Source organism: Acinetobacter sp. B-6 (assembly GCF_056930735.1).
Genome location: NZ_JBXPBY010000008.1, coordinates 64,219 through 80,802, shown reverse-complemented (window position 1 = coordinate 80,802; position 16,584 = coordinate 64,219). Strand labels below are relative to the sequence as shown.

Sequence of the window (16,584 nt, the reverse complement as noted above, 5' to 3'; positions counted from 1 at the left end):
CCACTATGCAATTGCTTGCATAACTTATCTTTATTATTAGGTCAGAGGTAAAATCCTTTACCAATACCCATTCCTATCGGTACATCTTAAATTTGCCGTAATTTTCCTAGAAAAAACATGACAAAGATTAATTTTTTTGGCGACCTTTTTGTCAACTCACCTCTAAATTTATAATTTAATATGAGAAAAAATCAGTGTTTATCTATTATTCTTACTAAAATACGCTGAATGCCTGAAGAATCAAGAACAAAAGCAGATCAAAATTAATCAATTGTAAGAAGTTAATATTTTTGTCTCCCCTTATAATATTACTTATTCTTTAAAACATTAAAATGAAAAACCAAAGTTAAAATTGAACAAATACTGCCAAAAATGACACCTAGTAAATGAGCCTGCGTCAATACAGGATGACCAATCAATTGTTCTGTTTGTAGAGCGCCAAAGCGATATTCCCAAGCTATTTTTCCAAGGATGAGTAAGAGTAGCAATACAGCAAATTTACGTTCATGCGGTTGTTGCAAACTTACAATTGCACCAAAAATAAATAAACCATGCAAAACACCTGACAAGCCTGCATAAGCGAAAATCTGAGGATAAAACAGGTAAAAACAAAGACTGAGTAAAGGTGATAAAACCAGCAATAATAAGATTAAGACTTTTTGTTGAATGTTGGGAAATAGCAAAGGGAGACATGCCAAAGCCAACACATTTAAGCCATAATGAATCCATCCCACATGTACCCAATGCCCTGTCCACCAACGCCAAGGTTGAGTCAGAAATAAGTCTGATTGATAAATCAAGGCATTTTGAAAAAGCTGAAGAACTGCAAAAAAAGTGATGCTTAAACCAATAAACCAAAAATTCTCATTATGCTTCTGTTGGACCATGCGACACCATAAAAAAGAAGAGCTATTGCTCTTCTTTGATTCTAACCAATCTATTCATTAGAAAGAAAATGAATATTATGGATTATTTGCGGGTTCTTCTGTAGATGGAGCAGGATCTTCTGTTGGCGCAGGTAAGTCATTGAATAACTCGTCATCACCAGAAGAAGCTTGTTCATCCCAGAAAGTAGACATACCATCATCTGGCGCACGTACACCTGTATTTTCAGTCCAGTAACGATCTGCGATACCTTGGATCATCTGACCTGCCATACCATCTAACAATCTAAATTCAGGGTTAACAGGCTTATCATCAGCACGAGATGCAGCATAAGCTTTTAACGCAGATCGCAATTTTGCGTCATCACCGCTGGCTTGAGCAGCCACAGCATTCATTGCAAATGCCAAACGAACGCCTTTTTGTTCTGCAATTTGCATAGATTGTTGTAAGGTTTGTGTCGGATCTGGCTTACCATCTCCTGCACCTGGTAACAATATCCAAATTACAGCACGGGTCGCCATTGGCGCACCCCAGAATTTGTTATTGTCTAAACAAGTCATACCACGTTCAACAATTGCAGCAATATCTTTAGGCACATTCACTGCACCGCCAGAGTTAATATCATTGGTCATAGCCTGCAAGCCACTCAATAAACCAATGAGATAGATTGTTTGATCTAAGTCCTTACGCATGGTTGGACAAGAGTCACCCAAGGTATATTTATATTTGGCTTGCCAACGTTCTGCAAATAACTGATAACCCGTGTATTGGCGTTCTGCTGCCAATGCTGCCCAGCGCTTTTGTTCTACACGCGCATCTTGCGCTTCTGTGACTTTACCGTCTTTGGAAGCACGTAAATATCTGAGTTCAGCATCCAAGGCGCGATTTTCTGCACACATTCCCGCAGCGGAATAGAGTAATACTGCCATACGGGTTGGATCTGCCCCCATATCTTTAGTTGCCATGATTGCTGGAGTTAATGCATTGCCAGAATTACAAGCCATATCAGTATCATTTCCCGCCAAAATTGGTGGAACGATATGCTTTTCACTAAATCCAAGTGCAACATTGGCACCTGATTTAACGACATATGAGCATCCTGATAATACAGACGAAGCAATCACAGCGGTCAGCATCAATTGACCAAATTTACGGGCCTTAGACATACTCCTGTCCTCTATATAATTGTGTTTATATCCTTTTTAAATAACAATATCAGATGCATTCTCTGAATAAAAGAGTAATTGCTCTAATTCTATCTGAACAATTTGACAGACTTCGTTGTGTATTCAATTGACCTGATCTTTTTTTTATAGAAATTTTAGGCAAAAAAAAGTAGCATTGCGACGGTTCAGCACATGCTACTTATTAAAAGGTAAACTCTATTGAGAGAGCTTATTGGTTTTAAACTTACTCGCGTTAACTTTGTTATCGTGAGCCTTTTCAATCTGTTCCCTCAGCATAGTTCCTAGTCTTCCAAATATAATTGCAAGCATGATTGCAACCACTAAGAACCAAAACGTATGAATTTCACCCATTTGGAAATTCCTCCTCGCTGTTGGTTTTTTTAATTTACAGGTAGAAGTATGTTTTTGAAGAGATAATTGTCAGACAATTGCTGAATTGCACAATTTTTTATCCTTTTGGTCTAACAATGTGAACTAGATTGCCATTTTTTTAATTAAGAAATTGTTTTATCAGGATTAAATTTAACTTTAAAAATTTATATTTGTTAGACAATTATTGAAGTTTGACCCTAGATTTCAAAGATTTCCACGCCAAAATACTCATTTGATCCTGCCAAATAATCAAATTCGCATGTTTTTTTTCATTAAAATACACCACAACATAAAAACTATGATCAATCATGTGTTTGATCTGCACATGCTGTGCTTGTTGTAAATCCGTATATTGAATCACCCATTCAGCTAAATCCAATTGTGCCAAACTTTTTACCTGCCGATGTTTTCTCAACCATTTTAAACTGAGTAATCCCAACAACAGTAACAACAAACACAACCAAATATTCAAAATTTTCAGCCACAGAATAAACATCAATGCTAGGCATAAAAGCTGAAAACCCAGTGCAATCCGACTGGGTCTTAATTCATATCGCTGATGTTGACTTGATTCAGCCATGAACATAATGTTTTAACTTATTGATCAATACTCTTAACTCTGGACGTGGTGGTTCAGAAACCTCCATAAACCAATCAAGTAGGTCTGGATCTTCTTGATCAACCAATTCTTTAAATAAGGCTTTTTCTTGTGCATCCGCTTGTAAGTAATATTGTTTTACATAAGGGTCAAAATAAACATCAATCTCTTTTAGACCACGACGTGCGCGATAAATCACCTTACGCTCTTCTAAACTCATTTCTTCTGACATTTTTTACCCCAATGATTCAGTTCTGGCTTAGTTTACCTTATTCAACATTATTTTCGCGCTAAATTCTTTGAAATGACCAAATTCATCATTTAAAAATAAGTTTTGAGCATTCATCTCATTGCGGCAATTCGACATTTCACCTAATTTCAACTCACTAAAACTCATATGGATATTATAAAAATGCAATCAGGTGCAATTCGACCTCTAAGCAATATGTTGCCACGCCAATTATTTAATTCAGATCACGAGGCTTTTCGTGAAACTGTACGAAAATTTTATGAAAAAGAAGTTGTACCGAATATTGCAAAGTATGAGCAACAACAACATGTCGACCGTGACTTGTGGAATAAGGCTGGTGAGCTGGGTTTACTTTGTGCAACCATGCCTGAAGAATATGGTGGTTATGGAGTAGATCGCCTATACAGCATGATCTTAATTGAAGAACAAGCCTATGCGATGGATTCTTCAACTGGCTTTTCTCTACATTCAGATATCGTTGCCAACTATATCAATAATTTTGGTAATGAAGCACAAAAGAAACATTGGTTGCCTAAAATGGCATCTGGTGAAACCGTCACTGCAATTGCAATGACTGAACCGGGTACTGGATCTGACTTGCAAGGTGTTCGCACTACAGCCGTTCTGGATGGTGATGAATATGTCATCAATGGTTCTAAGATATTTATTACCAATGGCTATCTTTGTGATATGGCAATTGTGGTCTGTAAAACAGGCAATTCTGATAAAGGTTCAGCAAACCTATCCTTAATTATCGTTGAAGCAGACCGTGCTGGATTTACCAAAGGCAAACCCCTCAATAAAATTGGGATGAAAGGTCAAGACACTTGTGAATTGTTCTTTGAAGATGTACGAGTCCCGAAAGAAAACCTTTTGGGTATGGAAGGTATGGGCTTCATCATGCTAATGAAAGAGTTGGCTTGGGAACGTATGTTGGTGGCAATTATTTGTCAGGCGGGTGCAGAAGCCGCACTGGCGCATACCGTTCAATATACCAAAGATCGTAAAGCCTTTGGTAAACCGATTGGTGCATTTCAGAATACCCGTTTCAAACTTGCAGAAATGCGCACAGAAATTGATTTCTGCCGTGCTTATCTTGATCGTTGTATGGAATTACAACTTCAAGGAAGCTTAGGGGTCGATGCTGCAGCAGCGGCAAAATATAAAATTTCTGAACTATTTTCAAATGTTGTCGATGAATGTCTACAATTGCATGGTGGCTATGGCTATATGATGGAATATCCAATTGCTCGTGCATATATTGATAATCGTGCAAATCGGATTTATGCAGGCACCAATGAAATTATGAAAGAACTCATTTCACGCTCCTTATAATTGAAATGTTCTGATCAAGGAGCTTCGGCTCCTTTTTCTATAGCCAAGCTTTTTATAATTAAATTTTATCATCACATAAAAAAGGAGCTTACGCTCCTTTTTATTTCCAAATTAAATTAGGAAACCAGTTTAGGCTTTTTTGCTGCTTGCGCTTCACGTTTGTGAAACTTTAAGACCCCATCATCAAACTTAGCATTTTTAAGCTCTTTACGATCTGCAAGATAATTATTGGTCACTTTCCAAGGCGCATGCTTACCTTGTTTTGGCATAACATCCGCAGCACGTGCGATATAGCCCGAGCTTAAGCTACCCATCACAGTATCTTCCATCAACTCTGTTGCATCACCTTGAGGAATCACTTCATCATAGCCTTTCTTGTCCATATAATTGACCAGACGACAGATATATTCTGCTGCAATATCAACTTTCAATGTCCATGATGCGTTGATATAACCAATAATCATCGCCATATTTGGCACATCGCTGACCATTACACCCTGATACAACATGTGCTGAGAAGTATTCATTGGCTTATTATCAATAGTAGCTTTGATACCACCTAAAATTTGAATTTCTAAACCTGTTGCCGAAACAATGATGTCTGCATCTAAATGCTTACCAGACTTGAGCTGAATACCTGTTTCAGTGATTCTTTCTATATGATCGGTTTCCACACTAGCTTTACCTGAACGTAAGGTTTTAAATAAATCACTGTCTGGAACAACACATAGACGTTGATCCCAAGGATTATAACTAGGCGTAAAGTGCTTAATATCTGTTGTTGAGCCTTTTAACTGACGTTCAATTCGATTCAGTAAAAAACTTCTAACAATTTTTGGTTGGCTCTGTGCCAAAGCATATAAACCACGTTGAATGCCAATGTTACGTGCGCGAGTCAATTTATAGGCAATATCTTCTGGTAAAACTTTACGCATCTTGTCATAAACAAAATCAACAGATGGAATAGAGGCAATATAAGTCGGTGATCGTTGTAACATGGTCACATGACCTGCTCCACCTTTAGCCATTGCAGGAACTAAAGTGATGGCAGTTGCACCACTACCAATAATCACTACTTTTTTACCTGTATAATCTAAGTTTTCTGGCCAAAATTGTGGATTAACGAATTCACCTTTAAAATCATTTTTACCTGGATAGTCGGGTTGATACCCTTGATCGTAATTATAATAACCCGTACAGCCAACTACGAAGTTTGCGACCCAAGTTTGTAATTTTTGATTTTCATCTTCGATTTCTACAATCCATTTTTTGATTGAAGAATCATAATTTGCAGTACGCACACGATGATTATAATGAATTTTATCTTTTAACTTAAACTCTTCAACAACTTCTGCAACATAGCCTTTGATTGATGCGCCATCAGCTAATACATTGGCTTTTTGCCATGGTTTAAAATTAAAACCAAATGTAGACATATCTGAGTCAGAGCGAATACCAGGATATTTAAATAAATCCCACGTACCACCGAAGCTTGCACGACGTTCAATAATTTCAAATGAACGTTGTGGCGAGTTTTTAGAAAGATGTGCAGCAACACCGATACCAGAGATACCTGCGCCAACGATAAGAATATCAACTTGCTTTTCCATGTTCTTTTTATAACCTTTTTAAGAGTACATTTTTATTAAAGCATAAATTTGACAATACGCAATGTCAAGTTTGAATTTTTCTGACGAAATTCATGTCAATTGAGGACAAATTTAAAAAATTGTCTAACAATACAGGCACAAAAAAAGGTCGGTGAAATACCGACCTTTTTCGAACAACCGATTGTTCTATGACGTAAGTAATTAGTTTACTTCACGATCCACAAGCTCTACATAAGCCATCGGCGCAGCATCACCTGCACGGAAACCAGCTTTAAGAACACGTAGATAACCGCCGTTACGTTCTTTGTAACGAGGGCCAAGAACGGTAAATAATTTACCAACTGTTGCTGCTGAACGAGTACGAGCAAACGCTAAACGACGGTTTGCTACAGTATCGTTTTTAGCTAAAGTGATTAAAGGCTCAGCTACACGACGTAACTCTTTTGCTTTAGGCACAGTTGTTTTGATTAACTCGTGCTCAAACAAAGAATTCGCCATGTTTTGGAACATCGCTTTACGATGGCTGCTGGTACGGCCTAATTTCACACCACTATTACGATGACGCATGGTGATAGTCCTACTTAATTAACGGCTACGATAGGCGAAACGATCGTCCATACGGAGACTAGCTGGTGGCCAGTTCTCTAAACGCATGCCGAGCTGTAAGCCCTTAGAAGCCAGAACATCTTTGATCTCAGTAAGCGATTTTTTACCAAGGTTAGGAGTTTTAAGCAACTCAACCTCAGTACGCTGTACTAGATCACCAATGTAGTAAATATTTTCTGCTTTCAAACAGTTAGCAGAACGAACAGTAAGCTCTAGATCATCAACTGGACGAAGCAAGATTGGATCAACTTCTTCACGTGGCTCTTGAGCAACTGGAGCTTGATCTTTCTGAAGATCAACAAAAATTGCAATTTGTTGTTGCAAGATTGTTGCCGCTTTGCGGATCGCTTCTTCAGGATCTACTGTTCCATTTGTTTCAAGATCAATGATCAGCTTATCAAGGTCAGTACGTTGTTCTACACGAGCGTTTTCAACTGTGTAAGACACACGTTTGATTGGGCTATAAGAAGCATCTAACTGTAGACGACCTACAGGACGCGTTTCACCTTCAGGGAAACGTGAGTCAGAAGTTTCATAACCACGACCTTGAGAAACTTTCAAGCGCATTTTTAATGAGCCTGAAGCACTTAAAGTACCGATCAAATGTTCAGGGTTAACCACTTCAACATTATGCGGTAAGCGAAGATCAGCAGCAGTTACATCGCCAGGACCTTGCTTTTCCAATGTTAAATATGCTTCGTTTTGATCGAACAGCTTAATAGACAATCCTTTTAGGTTCAGCAAGAGCTCGACGATGTCCTGCTGCAAGCCTTCTAAAGTACTGTACTCGTGCTCGACACCCTCTATTTCAACTTCTACCACAGCAGCGCCAGGTAAAGAAGACAATAGGATGCGACGTAAAGCATTACCAAGAGTATGACCGAAGCCACGCTCTAATGGTTCAAGAATCACTTTTGCCGAGGTCCCGCTTGCCGCTTCGACCTTGATCGCTTGCGGAGTTAGAAACTCGTTTGCAGTACGCGTCATTATTGCTACCTCAAGGATTATTTAGAATACAATTCTACAATCAAGCTTTCGTTGATTTCAGCAGGTAAATCAGAACGATCAGGTGCAGCTTTAAATGTACCTTCAAGTTTTGAATGATCTACGTCAATCCAAGCAGCTGTGCCACGTTGAGCAGCTAATTCAATTGCGTTTTTGATACGTAATTGTTGTTTAGCGCTTTCGTGAACTGCAATCACGTCACCCGCTTTAACTTGGATAGACGCGATGTTAACACGACGACCATTTAAAGTGATTGAACGGTGAGATACCAGCTGACGAGCTTCTGCACGTGTAGAACCAAAACCCATGCGATAAACAACGTTATCGAGGCGGCTTTCAAGCAATTTCAACAAGTTTTCACCAGTTGCGCCTTTAACACGAGCAGCTTCTTTGTAGTAATTACTAAATTGACGCTCTAAAACACCGTACATACGACGTACTTTTTGTTTTTCACGTAATTGTAGTGAATACTCAGATTGTTTAGCACGGCTTTGGCCATGTTGACCAGGAGCTTTAGCAGATTTTTTTGTTTTGACGTCAAAAGGTTTAACGCCAGATTTTAATTGCAGGTCTGTCCCTTCGCGGCGAGAGAGTTTGCATTTTGGACCAATATAACGAGCCATGAATGTTTCTCCTTACACGCGACGTTTTTTAGGTGGACGGCAACCGTTGTGCGGAATCGGAGTCACATCGGTAATGCTGTTAATTTTATAACCCACTGCACCTAATGCACGAACCGCAGATTCACGACCTGGACCAGGACCTTTAACAAGGACGTCCAAGTTTTTCAAACCGTAATCTAAAGCAGCTTTACCAGCAACTTCAGCAGCTACCTGAGCAGCAAACGGAGTTGATTTACGTGATCCACGGAAGCCTTGTCCACCTGAAGTAGCCCAAGCCAATGCATTACCTTGACGATCAGTAATCGTAACAATGGTGTTATTAAAAGAAGCGTGAATGTGTGCAACACCTTCAGAGACGGTACGAGTGACCTTCTTGCGTGTGCGAGTATCTTTAGCCATCTTTTAGCTTCCAGAAATCTTATTTCTTAATAGGTTTGCGCGGACCTTTACGGGTACGTGCGTTAGTTTTGGTGCGTTGTCCACGAACAGGCAAGCTGCGACGATGACGAAGACCGCGGTAGCAGCCTAAATCCATTAAACGTTTAATGTTCATGGAAATTTCGCGACGTAAGTCACCTTCGGTAGGAACCTTAGCAACTTCAGCACGAATCGCATCAAGCTGAGCGTCATCTAATTCACGGATTTTAGTCGTAGTTGCAATACCAGCAGCAGCTAAGATGCTCTTAGCAGTGTGGCGACCAATACCAAAAATATACGTGAGAGAGATAACAGCATGCTTGTTATCCGGAATGTTTACACCGGCAATACGAGCCATTCAAATTTCTCCAAAAAGGCAGTAGAGATAATCAACCGCCCCACAAAAATCTTGAGGGGCGGATAATAACCTAATTAGCCTACTGAAATCAACAGGTCTTAATTAAATTAACCTTGACGCTGCTTATGACGAGGTTCTGCGCTGCAAATTACGCGAATAACCCCATTACGACGGATAACTTTACAGCTACCACAAATTTTCTTTACAGAAGCTTGTACTTTCATGATGAAACCTTCTAAGTGCGCTTATCCCTTAGGATGAGCAGTCGTTTTTCTCATTAACGATTGATTGTCATATTGATGCGAAGTGAGATGGGCTTGAAGCTGAGCCATAAAGTCCATCACAACCACAACCACGATAAGCAATGAGGTACCACCCAAATGGAATGGAATACCGAAAGAGCTTTGTAAAATCATCGGCATTAAACAGATGACCGTGATATAGATTGCACCAATAAACGTCAAACGATTAAGAATATGATCTAAGTAACGAGCAGTTTGCTCACCTGGGCGAATACCAGGTACGTAAGCTCCACTGCGTTTCAAGTTCTCTGATACTTCTTTCGGGCTAAATACAAGCGCCGTATAGAAATAACAGAAAAAGATAATTAACGCACCGAAGAGCACTAAATACAACGGTTGTCCAGGCGATAATACCAATGCCAAATCTTGTAGGCTACGTTTTACAATTCCTGCATTTGGATCAGCACTGCCTAACCATTGTCCTAAACTTGCAGGGAACAACAATAACGAACTTGCGAAAATTGCTGGAATTACCCCTGCCATGTTGATTTTCAATGGCAAATGCGTTTGCTGTGCAGTAAATACACGACGACCTTGCTGTTTTTGTGCATAGTTTACAGGTATGCGACGTTGAGCTTTCTCAATAAACACAATTGCGGCTAAAACAGCAACTGATAGCAATCCAAATACAGCCAAACCAATAAGACTGGATTGACCATTATCTACCGAAGTAAATGCTTGAATCACTAAGTTCGGTAAACCAGCAACAATACCTGCAAAGATAATCATTGAGATACCATTACCGACACCACGTTCAGTAATCTGCTCACCTAACCACATCAGGAACATAGTACCTGCAACCAACGATGTTAGTGCTGGAACGTAAAAAGCCAGTCCTGAAGTCAAAGTAATCCCTTGACTAATCAGACCAGCACACATCCCGATACCTTGAACCAATGCAAGCAATAGAGTGCCGTAACGCGTATATTGATTGATCTTACGCTTACCTTGCTCGCCTTCTTTCTTCAATGCTTCTAACGAAGGAACCACTGTAGACATTAACTGCACAATAATGGATGCAGAAATGTATGGCATGATCCCCAACGCAAGAATGGACATTCGTTCTAATGCTCCACCCGAGAACATATTAAACAAACCTAAGAAAGTACCTTCATTAGCTTTGAAAAAACGTTCTAGAGCAACATTATCAATACCTGGCAGCGGAATATGCGCTCCTAGTCGAAAGACCACCAATGCGCCAATCAAGAACATTAATCGGCGAATAATTTCACGGTATTTCACGTGAAATGGCTGACCTTTCATCATGTTAACATGACCTGTAGAACTAGGAGACATAGTCACTCGCGATTACTCCTCGACTTTACCGCCAGCAGCTTCAACAGCAGCTTTAGCGCCTTTAGTCAATGCAACACCTTGAACAGTGAATGCACGAGTGATTTCACCAGAAAGAACGACACGAGCACGTATCATATCTTTACGTACTACATTCGCAGCTTTCAAAGTTTCAAGTGAAACGATATCACCTTCAACTTTAGCAAGTTCAGACAAACGTACTTCAGCAGTTTTCAAAGCCAATTGGCTTGTGAAACCGAATTTAGGTAAACGACGATATAACGCAGTTTGACCACCTTCAAAGCCTGGACGAACGCCACCGCTTTTACGTGATTTTTGACCTTTGACACCACGGCCACCAGTCTTACCAACGCCAGAACCGATACCACGGCCTAAACGACGGTTTTCACGTTTTGCACCTTCAGCAGGTGCAAGCTCATTTAAACGCAGAGTCATGGCTTATTCCTCTACACTAACCATATAGTAGACTTTGTTGATCATACCACGGTTAGAAGGAGTATCTACCACTTCTACTGTATGACCAATACGACGCAGACCTAAACCTTGTAGGCAAAGTTTGTGATTTTTCAAACGATGCGAAGAAGATTTAGTCTGGGTAACTTTAATCGTTTTCATGATTGATTACCCTAAAATTTGTTCTACTGAAAGACCACGTTTCGCAGCAACTTTCTCAGGAGAAGTCATATCACGCAAACCGTTAAAAGTCGCGTTTACAACGTTAGCTGCGTTAGTAGAACCATAGCACTTCGTCAATACGTTACGTACACCAGCAGCTTCTAAAACCGCACGCATAGAACCACCAGCGATTACGCCAGTACCTTCTGATGCAGGTTGCATGTAAACACGGCTAGCGCCATGACGAGCATTAATAGGATGTTGTACAGTACCATCAACAAGATCAACAGTGATCATGTTGCGGCGTGCAGCTTCAAGTGCTTTAGAAATAGCAGCTGGAACTTCACGCGCTTTACCGCGACCAAAACCTACACGACCATTACCATCACCCACAACAGTTAATGCTGTGAAAGAGAAGATACGACCACCCTTAACAACTTTGGCTACACGATCAACGGCAACCAGCTTTTCAACAAGACCTTCGTTTTGTTCAACTTTAGCCATGATTAGAACTCCAAGCCGTTTTCACGAGCAGCATCAGCCAAGGCTTTGATACGACCATGATATTTAAAACCAGAACGGTCAAATGCAACTTTAGTTACACCAGCAGCTTTTGCACGTTCTGCGATTAAAGCACCTACTTTAGTAGCTGAATCTACATTACCAGTAGTTCCGCTACGTAAAGATGCATCCAAAGTAGAAGCTTGCGCTAATACTTTGCCACCATCTGCAGAAATAACTTGAGCATAGATGTGACGCGGCGTGCGGTTTACACACAAACGAGTCGCACCCAATGCACGAATGTGCAAGCGTGTGCTTTTCGCACGACGCAAACGGGATTGTTTCTTTTCGTTCATAAGAACCTCGCGCCTTATTTCTTCTTAGCTTCTTTACGAAGTACAACTTCGTCAGAATAACGAACACCTTTACCTTTATAAGGCTCTGGCGGACGATAACCACGGATTTCTGCAGCAACTTGACCTAACAATTGCTTGTTAGCTGATTTCAAAATGATTTCAGTAGCAGTCGGAGTTTCAGCAGTTACACCTTCTGGAAGAGCGTAATCGATTGGATGAGAATAACCAAGGTTAAGGTTTACAACAGTACCTTTAACCGCAGCTTTATAACCAACACCGATCAGTTGTAACTTACGTTCGAAGCCTTCGTTAACACCTTTAACAAGGTTATTAAGAACAGCGCGAGCAGTACCAGCTTGCATCCAAGAATCACGAGATTCTTTAACTGGAGCAATATGAAGTTGACCTTCTTCCTGTTTAAGCTCGACCAGCGCATGCAGGTTGAAAGACAACGTACCTTTGCTGCCTTTCACTTCGACCTGCCGGCCGTTCTGAGTAACTGCTACACCGTTAGGTACAGTTACTGGGGCTTTAGCCACACGAGACATGAGGAATCACCTATTAAGAAACAAAAGCAATAACTTCACCACCAACGCCCGCAGCACGTGCAGCGCGATCAGTCATGATGCCTTTGCTTGTAGAAACAATTGCAATACCTAAACCTTGCTTAACGCTCGGAAGTGCATCTTTACCGCGATACTGACGTAGACCTGGACGGCTTACGCGCTTCACAGTTTCGATAACTGGTTTGCCTTCAAAATATTTTAAAGTAATTGTCAAAGTAGCTTTGCCTTCAAGATCAGCAACTTCTACATTTGAAATGTAACCTTCTTGTTGAAGTACGTTTGCAATTGCAACTTTCAACTTAGAATTAGGCATAGAAACAGTTTGTTTCTTTGCCATTTGTGCGTTACGAACACGAGTTAACATGTCGGCAACGGTATCTTGCATACTCATTTATAGTCGCTCCTTACCAGCTTGCCTTAACAACGCCCGGTACATCACCTTGCATTACTGTGTCACGTAATTTGTTACGGCTTAAACCGAACTTACGGAAGTAACCATGAGGACGACCAGTTAAACCACAACGGTTACGAAGACGTACTGGAGACGCATTACGTGGTAATGCTTGTAACTTCATCATCGCTTCGAAACGTTCTTCATCAGAAGCATTTACGTTTGCAATTGTTGCTTTTAATTCAGCACGTTTTGCAGCGTATTTAGCAACTGTAGCTTCGCGTTTCAATTCGCGATTAATCATACCTTTCTTAGCCATATCGACCTCTTATTTGAACGGGAAGCCGAATGCACGGATTAGCGCACGGCCTTCGTCATCGGTGCGAGCAGTCGTAGTGATAGTAATATCCATACCACGAATACGATCGATCTTATCAAAATCGATTTCAGGGAACATGATTTGTTCCTTGAGACCCATTGAGTAGTTACCACGACCATCGAATGATTTCGCAGAAAAACCGCGGAAGTCACGAATACGAGGAATCGCAATAGAGATCAAACGATCTAAGAATTCGTACATTTGTTCGCCGCGTAAAGTTACTTTACAACCAATCGGCCAACCATCACGGATTTTAAAACCAGCGATTGATTTACGCGCTAATGTAAGAACTGGTTTTTGACCAGCAATAGCTTGCATATCCGCCAAAGCGCCATCTAACAATTTCTTGTCAGCTGAAGCCGCACCAACACCCATGTTGATGGTGATTTTAGTGATGCGAGGAATCTCCATCACATTAGCCAAACCAAGTTCTTCTTTTAACTTAGCTCGGATTTCGTCGTTATAACGTGTTTTAAGTCTGGCCATAGCCTATTTCAACCTATTACTTCGCTACCGCCACTGATTCACCATTTGATTTGTAAACGCGAGTTTTCACGCCTTCAATCACTTGGTAACCAACACGGTCAGCCTTTTGGGTTGTAGCATTTAAAATTGCCACGTTTGAAATATGAAGCGAAGCTTCTTGTGTAACGATAGCGCCTTCAGCACCTGTTGCACGGTTCGGCTTTTGATGCTTCTTAACTAAATTAAGGCCTTCAACCTTAACTTGGTCATTTGAAACAGACAAAACAGTACCCTGTTTGCCTTTTTCTTTACCTGCGATCACAATTACTTGATCGCCTTTTCTAATCTTAGCCATGATTGCCTCTATTATAGAACTTCAGGAGCCAATGAAATGATTTTCATGAACTGTTCAGTACGAAGTTCACGAGTCACTGGTCCGAAAATACGAGTGGCAATCGGAGCCTTGTTGTTGTTCAAGATAACTGCAGCATTATCATCGAAACGGATCACAGAACCGTCTGGACGACGAATACCGAATTTAGTACGAACTACAACTGCATTCATCACGTCGCCTTTTTTAACACGACCACGCGGAATTGCTTCTTTTACAGTAACTTTAATAATGTCGCCAACAGAAGCATAACGACGATGTGAACCACCAAGTACTTTAATACATTGTACGCGGCGAGCACCACTGTTGTCTGCTACGTCTAGCATACTTTCGGTCTGAATCATTGCCCTACTCCAAAACCGAGCATCACCGGTCGCAATTTCGAAAGGCTCAAAGAGTACTCGAAATTGACCGATGATGCAACAAGAACGTCTAATTACTCAGCAGCTGCTTCAATAACTTCCACTAAAGTCCAAGCTTTAGTTTTTGAAATTGGGCGGCTTTCTTTAATGGTTACAACATCACCAGTTTTAGCAGTGTTGTTCTCATCATGAGCGTGTAATTTTGTTGAACGGCGGATTGATTTGCCATACAACGGGTGTTGAACGCGGCGTTCGATAAGTACAACAATAGACTTGTCCATTTTGTCACTTACTACTTTGCCTGTTAACGTGCGAACTGTTTGCTCACTCATTGTGCGTTCCCCTGTTTTTCGGTAAGGAGGGTCTTGATACGAGCAATAGTCTTACGAGTTAACGCAACTTCATGCGATTTACCCAATTGACCTGTTGCTTTCGCCATACGAAGACGGAATTGGTTCAACTGTTGCTCATCAAGCAAAGCTGTCAACTCTTCTACCGACTTTTCACGTAGATCTTTAGTTTTCATTACATCACCGTCTTAGTAACGATAGTGGTTTTAAATGGAAGCTTAGCAGCTGCAAGCGTAAACGCTTCGCGTGCCAATTCTTCACTAACACCATCCATTTCGTACAAGATCTTACCTGGTTTGATTTGGCAAACCCAGTATTCCACAGAACCTTTACCTTTACCCATACGAACTTCTAATGGTTTTTCAGTAATTGGTTTGTCTGGGAAAACACGGATAAAGATCTTACCACCACGTTTAACACGACGGCTAATTGTACGACGCGCAGCTTCAATTTGACGTGCAGTCATTTGACCACGTTCAATAGATTTAAGTGCGATTGTACCGAAAGATACTGTGCTACCACGATGCGCTAGACCAGTGTTACGGCCTTTTTGCACCTTACGGAATTTAGTACGTTTAGGTTGCAACATGGATTATTCTCCTTTTTCAGCAGAACGATCATTGCGACGACCACGACGCTCTTGACCTTCACCACGACCGCGACCGCGTTTAGCTGGACGTTCTTCAGCAGGAGCAGGGTTCATGACTTGTTTCATGCCACCTAAGATCTCACCACGGAAAATCCAAACTTTAACACCAATCGTACCGTAAGTAGTTTCAGCACGCATAGTTGCATAGTCGATATCAGCACGAAGTGTATGCAAAGGTACACGACCTTCACGATACCATTCAGTACGTGCAATCTCTGCACCGCCTAAACGACCAGAAACTTCAACTTTGATACCTTTAGCACCAGCACGCATCGTATTTTGAACCGCACGCTTCATAGCACGACGGAACATTACACGTTTCTCTAATTGAGAAGCGATTGCTTCAGCAACTAAACGAGCGTCTAAATCTGGGCGATCGATTTCGTTGATGCTTACTTGCGCTGGAACACCCATAATAGTGGTGAGTTCACGCTGTAATTTTTCAATGTCTTCGCCTTTTTTACCGATCACGATACCTGGACGAGCAGTGCTAATTGTTACTTTAGCAGCGCCTGTAGGACGTTCGATAAGAATATTGCTGATCATCGCGCTTTTAAGTTTTTTAGTTAAAAACTCACGAACTTGAAGATCTTTAAGCAAATATTCAGCGTATTGTTTCGGACTCGCATACCAGTTGGCGTTATGACGTTTTACAACACCAAGGCGGATACCGATTGGATGAACCTTCTGACCCATA

General features: G+C 40.9%; 26 protein-coding genes and 1 pseudogene. 1 reads left to right on the top strand and 26 read right to left on the bottom strand.

Going from position 1 to position 16,584, the window contains the following annotated elements; genetic code table 11:
- Positions 1 to 308: 308 nt before the first annotated feature.
- The 4 genes from rrtA to AC1Z3T_RS11335 all read right to left on the bottom strand — a co-directional run bounded on the left by rrtA (position 309) and on the right by AC1Z3T_RS11335 (position 3,274).
- Entirely contained in the window at positions 309 to 887 is a 579-nt protein-coding gene (gene rrtA, locus AC1Z3T_RS11350; protein WP_100884441.1) for a rhombosortase, read from the bottom strand.
- A 75-nt stretch (positions 888 to 962) separates the two neighbouring features.
- On the bottom strand, positions 963 to 2,051 hold the full coding sequence (locus AC1Z3T_RS11345) for a hypothetical protein (RefSeq protein ID WP_004825166.1): 1,089 nt from the start codon (positions 2,049 to 2,051) through the stop codon (positions 963 to 965).
- A 574-nt stretch (positions 2,052 to 2,625) separates the two neighbouring features.
- A complete protein-coding gene (locus tag AC1Z3T_RS11340) occupies positions 2,626 to 3,024 on the bottom strand; it encodes a hypothetical protein (protein WP_009586036.1) in 399 nt (132 codons plus the stop codon).
- A complete protein-coding gene (locus AC1Z3T_RS11335) occupies positions 3,017 to 3,274 on the bottom strand; it encodes an FAD assembly factor SdhE (protein ID WP_004825172.1) in 258 nt (85 codons plus the stop codon). The genes AC1Z3T_RS11340 and AC1Z3T_RS11335 overlap by 8 nt, the downstream gene beginning before the upstream one ends.
- A 180-nt stretch (positions 3,275 to 3,454) precedes the next feature.
- On the opposite strand from AC1Z3T_RS11335, the gene AC1Z3T_RS11330 reads away from it, so the two are divergent.
- On the top strand, positions 3,455 to 4,627 hold the full coding sequence (locus tag AC1Z3T_RS11330) for an acyl-CoA dehydrogenase family protein (protein WP_005034122.1): 1,173 nt from the start codon (positions 3,455 to 3,457) through the stop codon (positions 4,625 to 4,627).
- A gap of 116 nt (positions 4,628 to 4,743) precedes the next feature.
- Here the strand turns inward: AC1Z3T_RS11330 and AC1Z3T_RS11325 are convergent, their stop codons facing one another.
- The 22 genes and pseudogenes from AC1Z3T_RS11325 to rpsC all read right to left on the bottom strand — a co-directional run bounded on the left by AC1Z3T_RS11325 (position 4,744) and on the right by rpsC (position 16,583).
- Positions 4,744 to 6,237, bottom strand: a complete 1,494-nt coding sequence (locus tag AC1Z3T_RS11325) for a flavin-containing monooxygenase (protein WP_100884440.1) — start codon at positions 6,235 to 6,237, stop codon at positions 4,744 to 4,746.
- Positions 6,238 to 6,438: 201 nt separating this feature from the next.
- On the bottom strand, positions 6,439 to 6,804 hold the full coding sequence (gene rplQ / locus AC1Z3T_RS11320; RefSeq protein WP_004281488.1) for a 50S ribosomal protein L17: 366 nt from the start codon (positions 6,802 to 6,804) through the stop codon (positions 6,439 to 6,441).
- 18 nt (positions 6,805 to 6,822) lie between these two features.
- On the bottom strand, positions 6,823 to 7,830 hold the full coding sequence (locus AC1Z3T_RS11315; RefSeq protein WP_004650465.1) for a DNA-directed RNA polymerase subunit alpha: 1,008 nt from the start codon (positions 7,828 to 7,830) through the stop codon (positions 6,823 to 6,825).
- 17 nt (positions 7,831 to 7,847) lie between these two features.
- The gene (rpsD, locus tag AC1Z3T_RS11310) at positions 7,848 to 8,471 is read right to left on the bottom strand and encodes a 30S ribosomal protein S4 (protein ID WP_004825175.1); all 624 of its coding nucleotides are present in this window, start codon (positions 8,469 to 8,471) and stop codon (positions 7,848 to 7,850) included.
- Between the two features lie 12 nt (positions 8,472 to 8,483).
- Complete coding sequence (gene rpsK / locus AC1Z3T_RS11305; RefSeq protein WP_001040166.1) at positions 8,484 to 8,870, bottom strand: 30S ribosomal protein S11; 387 nt, start codon at positions 8,868 to 8,870, stop codon at positions 8,484 to 8,486.
- 19 nt (positions 8,871 to 8,889) lie between these two features.
- Positions 8,890 to 9,246, bottom strand: a complete 357-nt coding sequence (rpsM, locus tag AC1Z3T_RS11300) for a 30S ribosomal protein S13 (protein ID WP_004825176.1) — start codon at positions 9,244 to 9,246, stop codon at positions 8,890 to 8,892.
- Between the two features lie 107 nt (positions 9,247 to 9,353).
- Positions 9,354 to 9,470, bottom strand: coding sequence for a 50S ribosomal protein L36 (gene rpmJ / locus AC1Z3T_RS11295; protein WP_000867907.1), 117 nt, complete (start codon positions 9,468 to 9,470; stop codon positions 9,354 to 9,356).
- A gap of 21 nt (positions 9,471 to 9,491) precedes the next feature.
- Positions 9,492 to 10,811: a preprotein translocase subunit SecY gene (gene secY / locus AC1Z3T_RS11290; protein ID WP_171064902.1), complete on the bottom strand. Its 1,320-nt coding sequence runs from the start codon at positions 10,809 to 10,811 to the stop codon at positions 9,492 to 9,494.
- 45 nt (positions 10,812 to 10,856) lie between these two features.
- A complete protein-coding gene (gene rplO, locus AC1Z3T_RS11285; protein ID WP_004825179.1) occupies positions 10,857 to 11,297 on the bottom strand; it encodes a 50S ribosomal protein L15 in 441 nt (146 codons plus the stop codon).
- 3 nt (positions 11,298 to 11,300) lie between these two features.
- Positions 11,301 to 11,477: a 50S ribosomal protein L30 gene (rpmD, locus tag AC1Z3T_RS11280; RefSeq protein ID WP_004825182.1), complete on the bottom strand. Its 177-nt coding sequence runs from the start codon at positions 11,475 to 11,477 to the stop codon at positions 11,301 to 11,303.
- Positions 11,478 to 11,483: 6 nt separating this feature from the next.
- Positions 11,484 to 11,981, bottom strand: a complete 498-nt coding sequence (gene rpsE, locus AC1Z3T_RS11275) for a 30S ribosomal protein S5 (RefSeq protein ID WP_004825184.1) — start codon at positions 11,979 to 11,981, stop codon at positions 11,484 to 11,486.
- Positions 11,982 to 11,983: 2 nt separating this feature from the next.
- Positions 11,984 to 12,334: a 50S ribosomal protein L18 gene (rplR, locus tag AC1Z3T_RS11270; protein WP_004725713.1), complete on the bottom strand. Its 351-nt coding sequence runs from the start codon at positions 12,332 to 12,334 to the stop codon at positions 11,984 to 11,986.
- Between the two features lie 14 nt (positions 12,335 to 12,348).
- Positions 12,349 to 12,882 (bottom strand): 50S ribosomal protein L6, encoded by a 534-nt coding sequence (gene rplF, locus AC1Z3T_RS11265; RefSeq protein WP_004725711.1) that lies wholly within the window; start codon positions 12,880 to 12,882, stop codon positions 12,349 to 12,351.
- Positions 12,883 to 12,895: 13 nt separating this feature from the next.
- A complete protein-coding gene (gene rpsH / locus AC1Z3T_RS11260) occupies positions 12,896 to 13,291 on the bottom strand; it encodes a 30S ribosomal protein S8 (RefSeq protein ID WP_004725709.1) in 396 nt (131 codons plus the stop codon).
- 13 nt (positions 13,292 to 13,304) lie between these two features.
- Positions 13,305 to 13,610: a 30S ribosomal protein S14 gene (gene rpsN / locus AC1Z3T_RS11255; RefSeq protein WP_004825185.1), complete on the bottom strand. Its 306-nt coding sequence runs from the start codon at positions 13,608 to 13,610 to the stop codon at positions 13,305 to 13,307.
- 9 nt (positions 13,611 to 13,619) lie between these two features.
- Complete coding sequence (rplE, locus tag AC1Z3T_RS11250) at positions 13,620 to 14,156, bottom strand: 50S ribosomal protein L5 (RefSeq protein ID WP_004825186.1); 537 nt, start codon at positions 14,154 to 14,156, stop codon at positions 13,620 to 13,622.
- Positions 14,157 to 14,172: 16 nt separating this feature from the next.
- Positions 14,173 to 14,490 (bottom strand): 50S ribosomal protein L24, encoded by a 318-nt coding sequence (gene rplX, locus AC1Z3T_RS11245; protein WP_004825187.1) that lies wholly within the window; start codon positions 14,488 to 14,490, stop codon positions 14,173 to 14,175.
- An 11-nt stretch (positions 14,491 to 14,501) separates the two neighbouring features.
- Positions 14,502 to 14,870, bottom strand: coding sequence for a 50S ribosomal protein L14 (rplN, locus tag AC1Z3T_RS11240; RefSeq protein ID WP_004725701.1), 369 nt, complete (start codon positions 14,868 to 14,870; stop codon positions 14,502 to 14,504).
- A 92-nt stretch (positions 14,871 to 14,962) separates the two neighbouring features.
- Positions 14,963 to 15,220 (bottom strand): 30S ribosomal protein S17, encoded by a 258-nt coding sequence (gene rpsQ / locus AC1Z3T_RS11235; protein ID WP_004725698.1) that lies wholly within the window; start codon positions 15,218 to 15,220, stop codon positions 14,963 to 14,965.
- Positions 15,217 to 15,414: a 50S ribosomal protein L29 gene (rpmC, locus tag AC1Z3T_RS11230; protein ID WP_004825188.1), complete on the bottom strand. Its 198-nt coding sequence runs from the start codon at positions 15,412 to 15,414 to the stop codon at positions 15,217 to 15,219. Before rpmC ends, rpsQ begins: the two co-directional genes overlap by 4 nt.
- Positions 15,414 to 15,827, bottom strand: a complete 414-nt coding sequence (gene rplP / locus AC1Z3T_RS11225; protein WP_004825189.1) for a 50S ribosomal protein L16 — start codon at positions 15,825 to 15,827, stop codon at positions 15,414 to 15,416. The genes rpmC and rplP overlap by 1 nt, the downstream gene beginning before the upstream one ends.
- Positions 15,767 to 16,583: pseudogene (gene rpsC, locus AC1Z3T_RS11220) on the bottom strand (30S ribosomal protein S3). Before rpsC ends, rplP begins: the two are co-directional and overlap by 61 nt.
- Between the last annotated feature and the right edge of the window lies 1 nt (position 16,584).

What these genes read in the sequence shown, in the direction of transcription:
- rplP (WP_004825189.1), bottom strand. Translation starts at nt 15,827, where the DNA reads ATGTTGCAACCTAAACGTACTAAATTCCGTAAGGTGCAAAAAGGCCGT.
- rpsD (WP_004825175.1), bottom strand. Translation starts at nt 8,471, where the DNA reads ATGGCTCGTTATATTGGTCCAAAATGCAAACTCTCTCGCCGCGAAGGG.
- rplO (WP_004825179.1), bottom strand. Translation starts at nt 11,297, where the DNA reads ATGACTCTGCGTTTAAATGAGCTTGCACCTGCTGAAGGTGCAAAACGT.
- rpsE (WP_004825184.1), bottom strand. Translation starts at nt 11,981, where the DNA reads ATGGCTAAAGTTGAACAAAACGAAGGTCTTGTTGAAAAGCTGGTTGCC.
- AC1Z3T_RS11340 (WP_009586036.1), bottom strand. Translation starts at nt 3,024, where the DNA reads ATGGCTGAATCAAGTCAACATCAGCGATATGAATTAAGACCCAGTCGG.
- rpsQ (WP_004725698.1), bottom strand. Translation starts at nt 15,220, where the DNA reads ATGAGTGAGCAAACAGTTCGCACGTTAACAGGCAAAGTAGTAAGTGAC.
- rpsM (WP_004825176.1), bottom strand. Translation starts at nt 9,246, where the DNA reads ATGGCTCGTATTGCCGGTGTAAACATTCCGGATAACAAGCATGCTGTT.
- rpsN (WP_004825185.1), bottom strand. Translation starts at nt 13,610, where the DNA reads ATGGCTAAGAAAGGTATGATTAATCGCGAATTGAAACGCGAAGCTACA.
- rplX (WP_004825187.1), bottom strand. Translation starts at nt 14,490, where the DNA reads ATGGCTAAGATTAGAAAAGGCGATCAAGTAATTGTGATCGCAGGTAAA.
- rplE (WP_004825186.1), bottom strand. Translation starts at nt 14,156, where the DNA reads ATGGCCAGACTTAAAACACGTTATAACGACGAAATCCGAGCTAAGTTA.
- secY (WP_171064902.1), bottom strand. Translation starts at nt 10,811, where the DNA reads ATGAAAGGTCAGCCATTTCACGTGAAATACCGTGAAATTATTCGCCGA.
- rpmC (WP_004825188.1), bottom strand. Translation starts at nt 15,414, where the DNA reads ATGAAAACTAAAGATCTACGTGAAAAGTCGGTAGAAGAGTTGACAGCT.
- AC1Z3T_RS11315 (WP_004650465.1), bottom strand. Translation starts at nt 7,830, where the DNA reads ATGACGCGTACTGCAAACGAGTTTCTAACTCCGCAAGCGATCAAGGTC.
- rpmD (WP_004825182.1), bottom strand. Translation starts at nt 11,477, where the DNA reads ATGAAAACGATTAAAGTTACCCAGACTAAATCTTCTTCGCATCGTTTG.
- rpsH (WP_004725709.1), bottom strand. Translation starts at nt 13,291, where the DNA reads ATGAGTATGCAAGATACCGTTGCCGACATGTTAACTCGTGTTCGTAAC.
- rrtA (WP_100884441.1), bottom strand. Translation starts at nt 887, where the DNA reads ATGGTCCAACAGAAGCATAATGAGAATTTTTGGTTTATTGGTTTAAGC.
- rpsK (WP_001040166.1), bottom strand. Translation starts at nt 8,870, where the DNA reads ATGGCTAAAGATACTCGCACACGCAAGAAGGTCACTCGTACCGTCTCT.
- AC1Z3T_RS11325 (WP_100884440.1), bottom strand. Translation starts at nt 6,237, where the DNA reads ATGGAAAAGCAAGTTGATATTCTTATCGTTGGCGCAGGTATCTCTGGT.
- AC1Z3T_RS11345 (WP_004825166.1), bottom strand. Translation starts at nt 2,051, where the DNA reads ATGTCTAAGGCCCGTAAATTTGGTCAATTGATGCTGACCGCTGTGATT.
- rplF (WP_004725711.1), bottom strand. Translation starts at nt 12,882, where the DNA reads ATGTCTCGTGTGGCTAAAGCCCCAGTAACTGTACCTAACGGTGTAGCA.
- AC1Z3T_RS11330 (WP_005034122.1), top strand. Translation starts at nt 3,455, where the DNA reads ATGCAATCAGGTGCAATTCGACCTCTAAGCAATATGTTGCCACGCCAA.
- rplQ (WP_004281488.1), bottom strand. Translation starts at nt 6,804, where the DNA reads ATGCGTCATCGTAATAGTGGTGTGAAATTAGGCCGTACCAGCAGCCAT.
- rpmJ (WP_000867907.1), bottom strand. Translation starts at nt 9,470, where the DNA reads ATGAAAGTACAAGCTTCTGTAAAGAAAATTTGTGGTAGCTGTAAAGTT.
- rplR (WP_004725713.1), bottom strand. Translation starts at nt 12,334, where the DNA reads ATGAACGAAAAGAAACAATCCCGTTTGCGTCGTGCGAAAAGCACACGC.
- rplN (WP_004725701.1), bottom strand. Translation starts at nt 14,870, where the DNA reads ATGATTCAGACCGAAAGTATGCTAGACGTAGCAGACAACAGTGGTGCT.
- AC1Z3T_RS11335 (WP_004825172.1), bottom strand. Translation starts at nt 3,274, where the DNA reads ATGTCAGAAGAAATGAGTTTAGAAGAGCGTAAGGTGATTTATCGCGCA.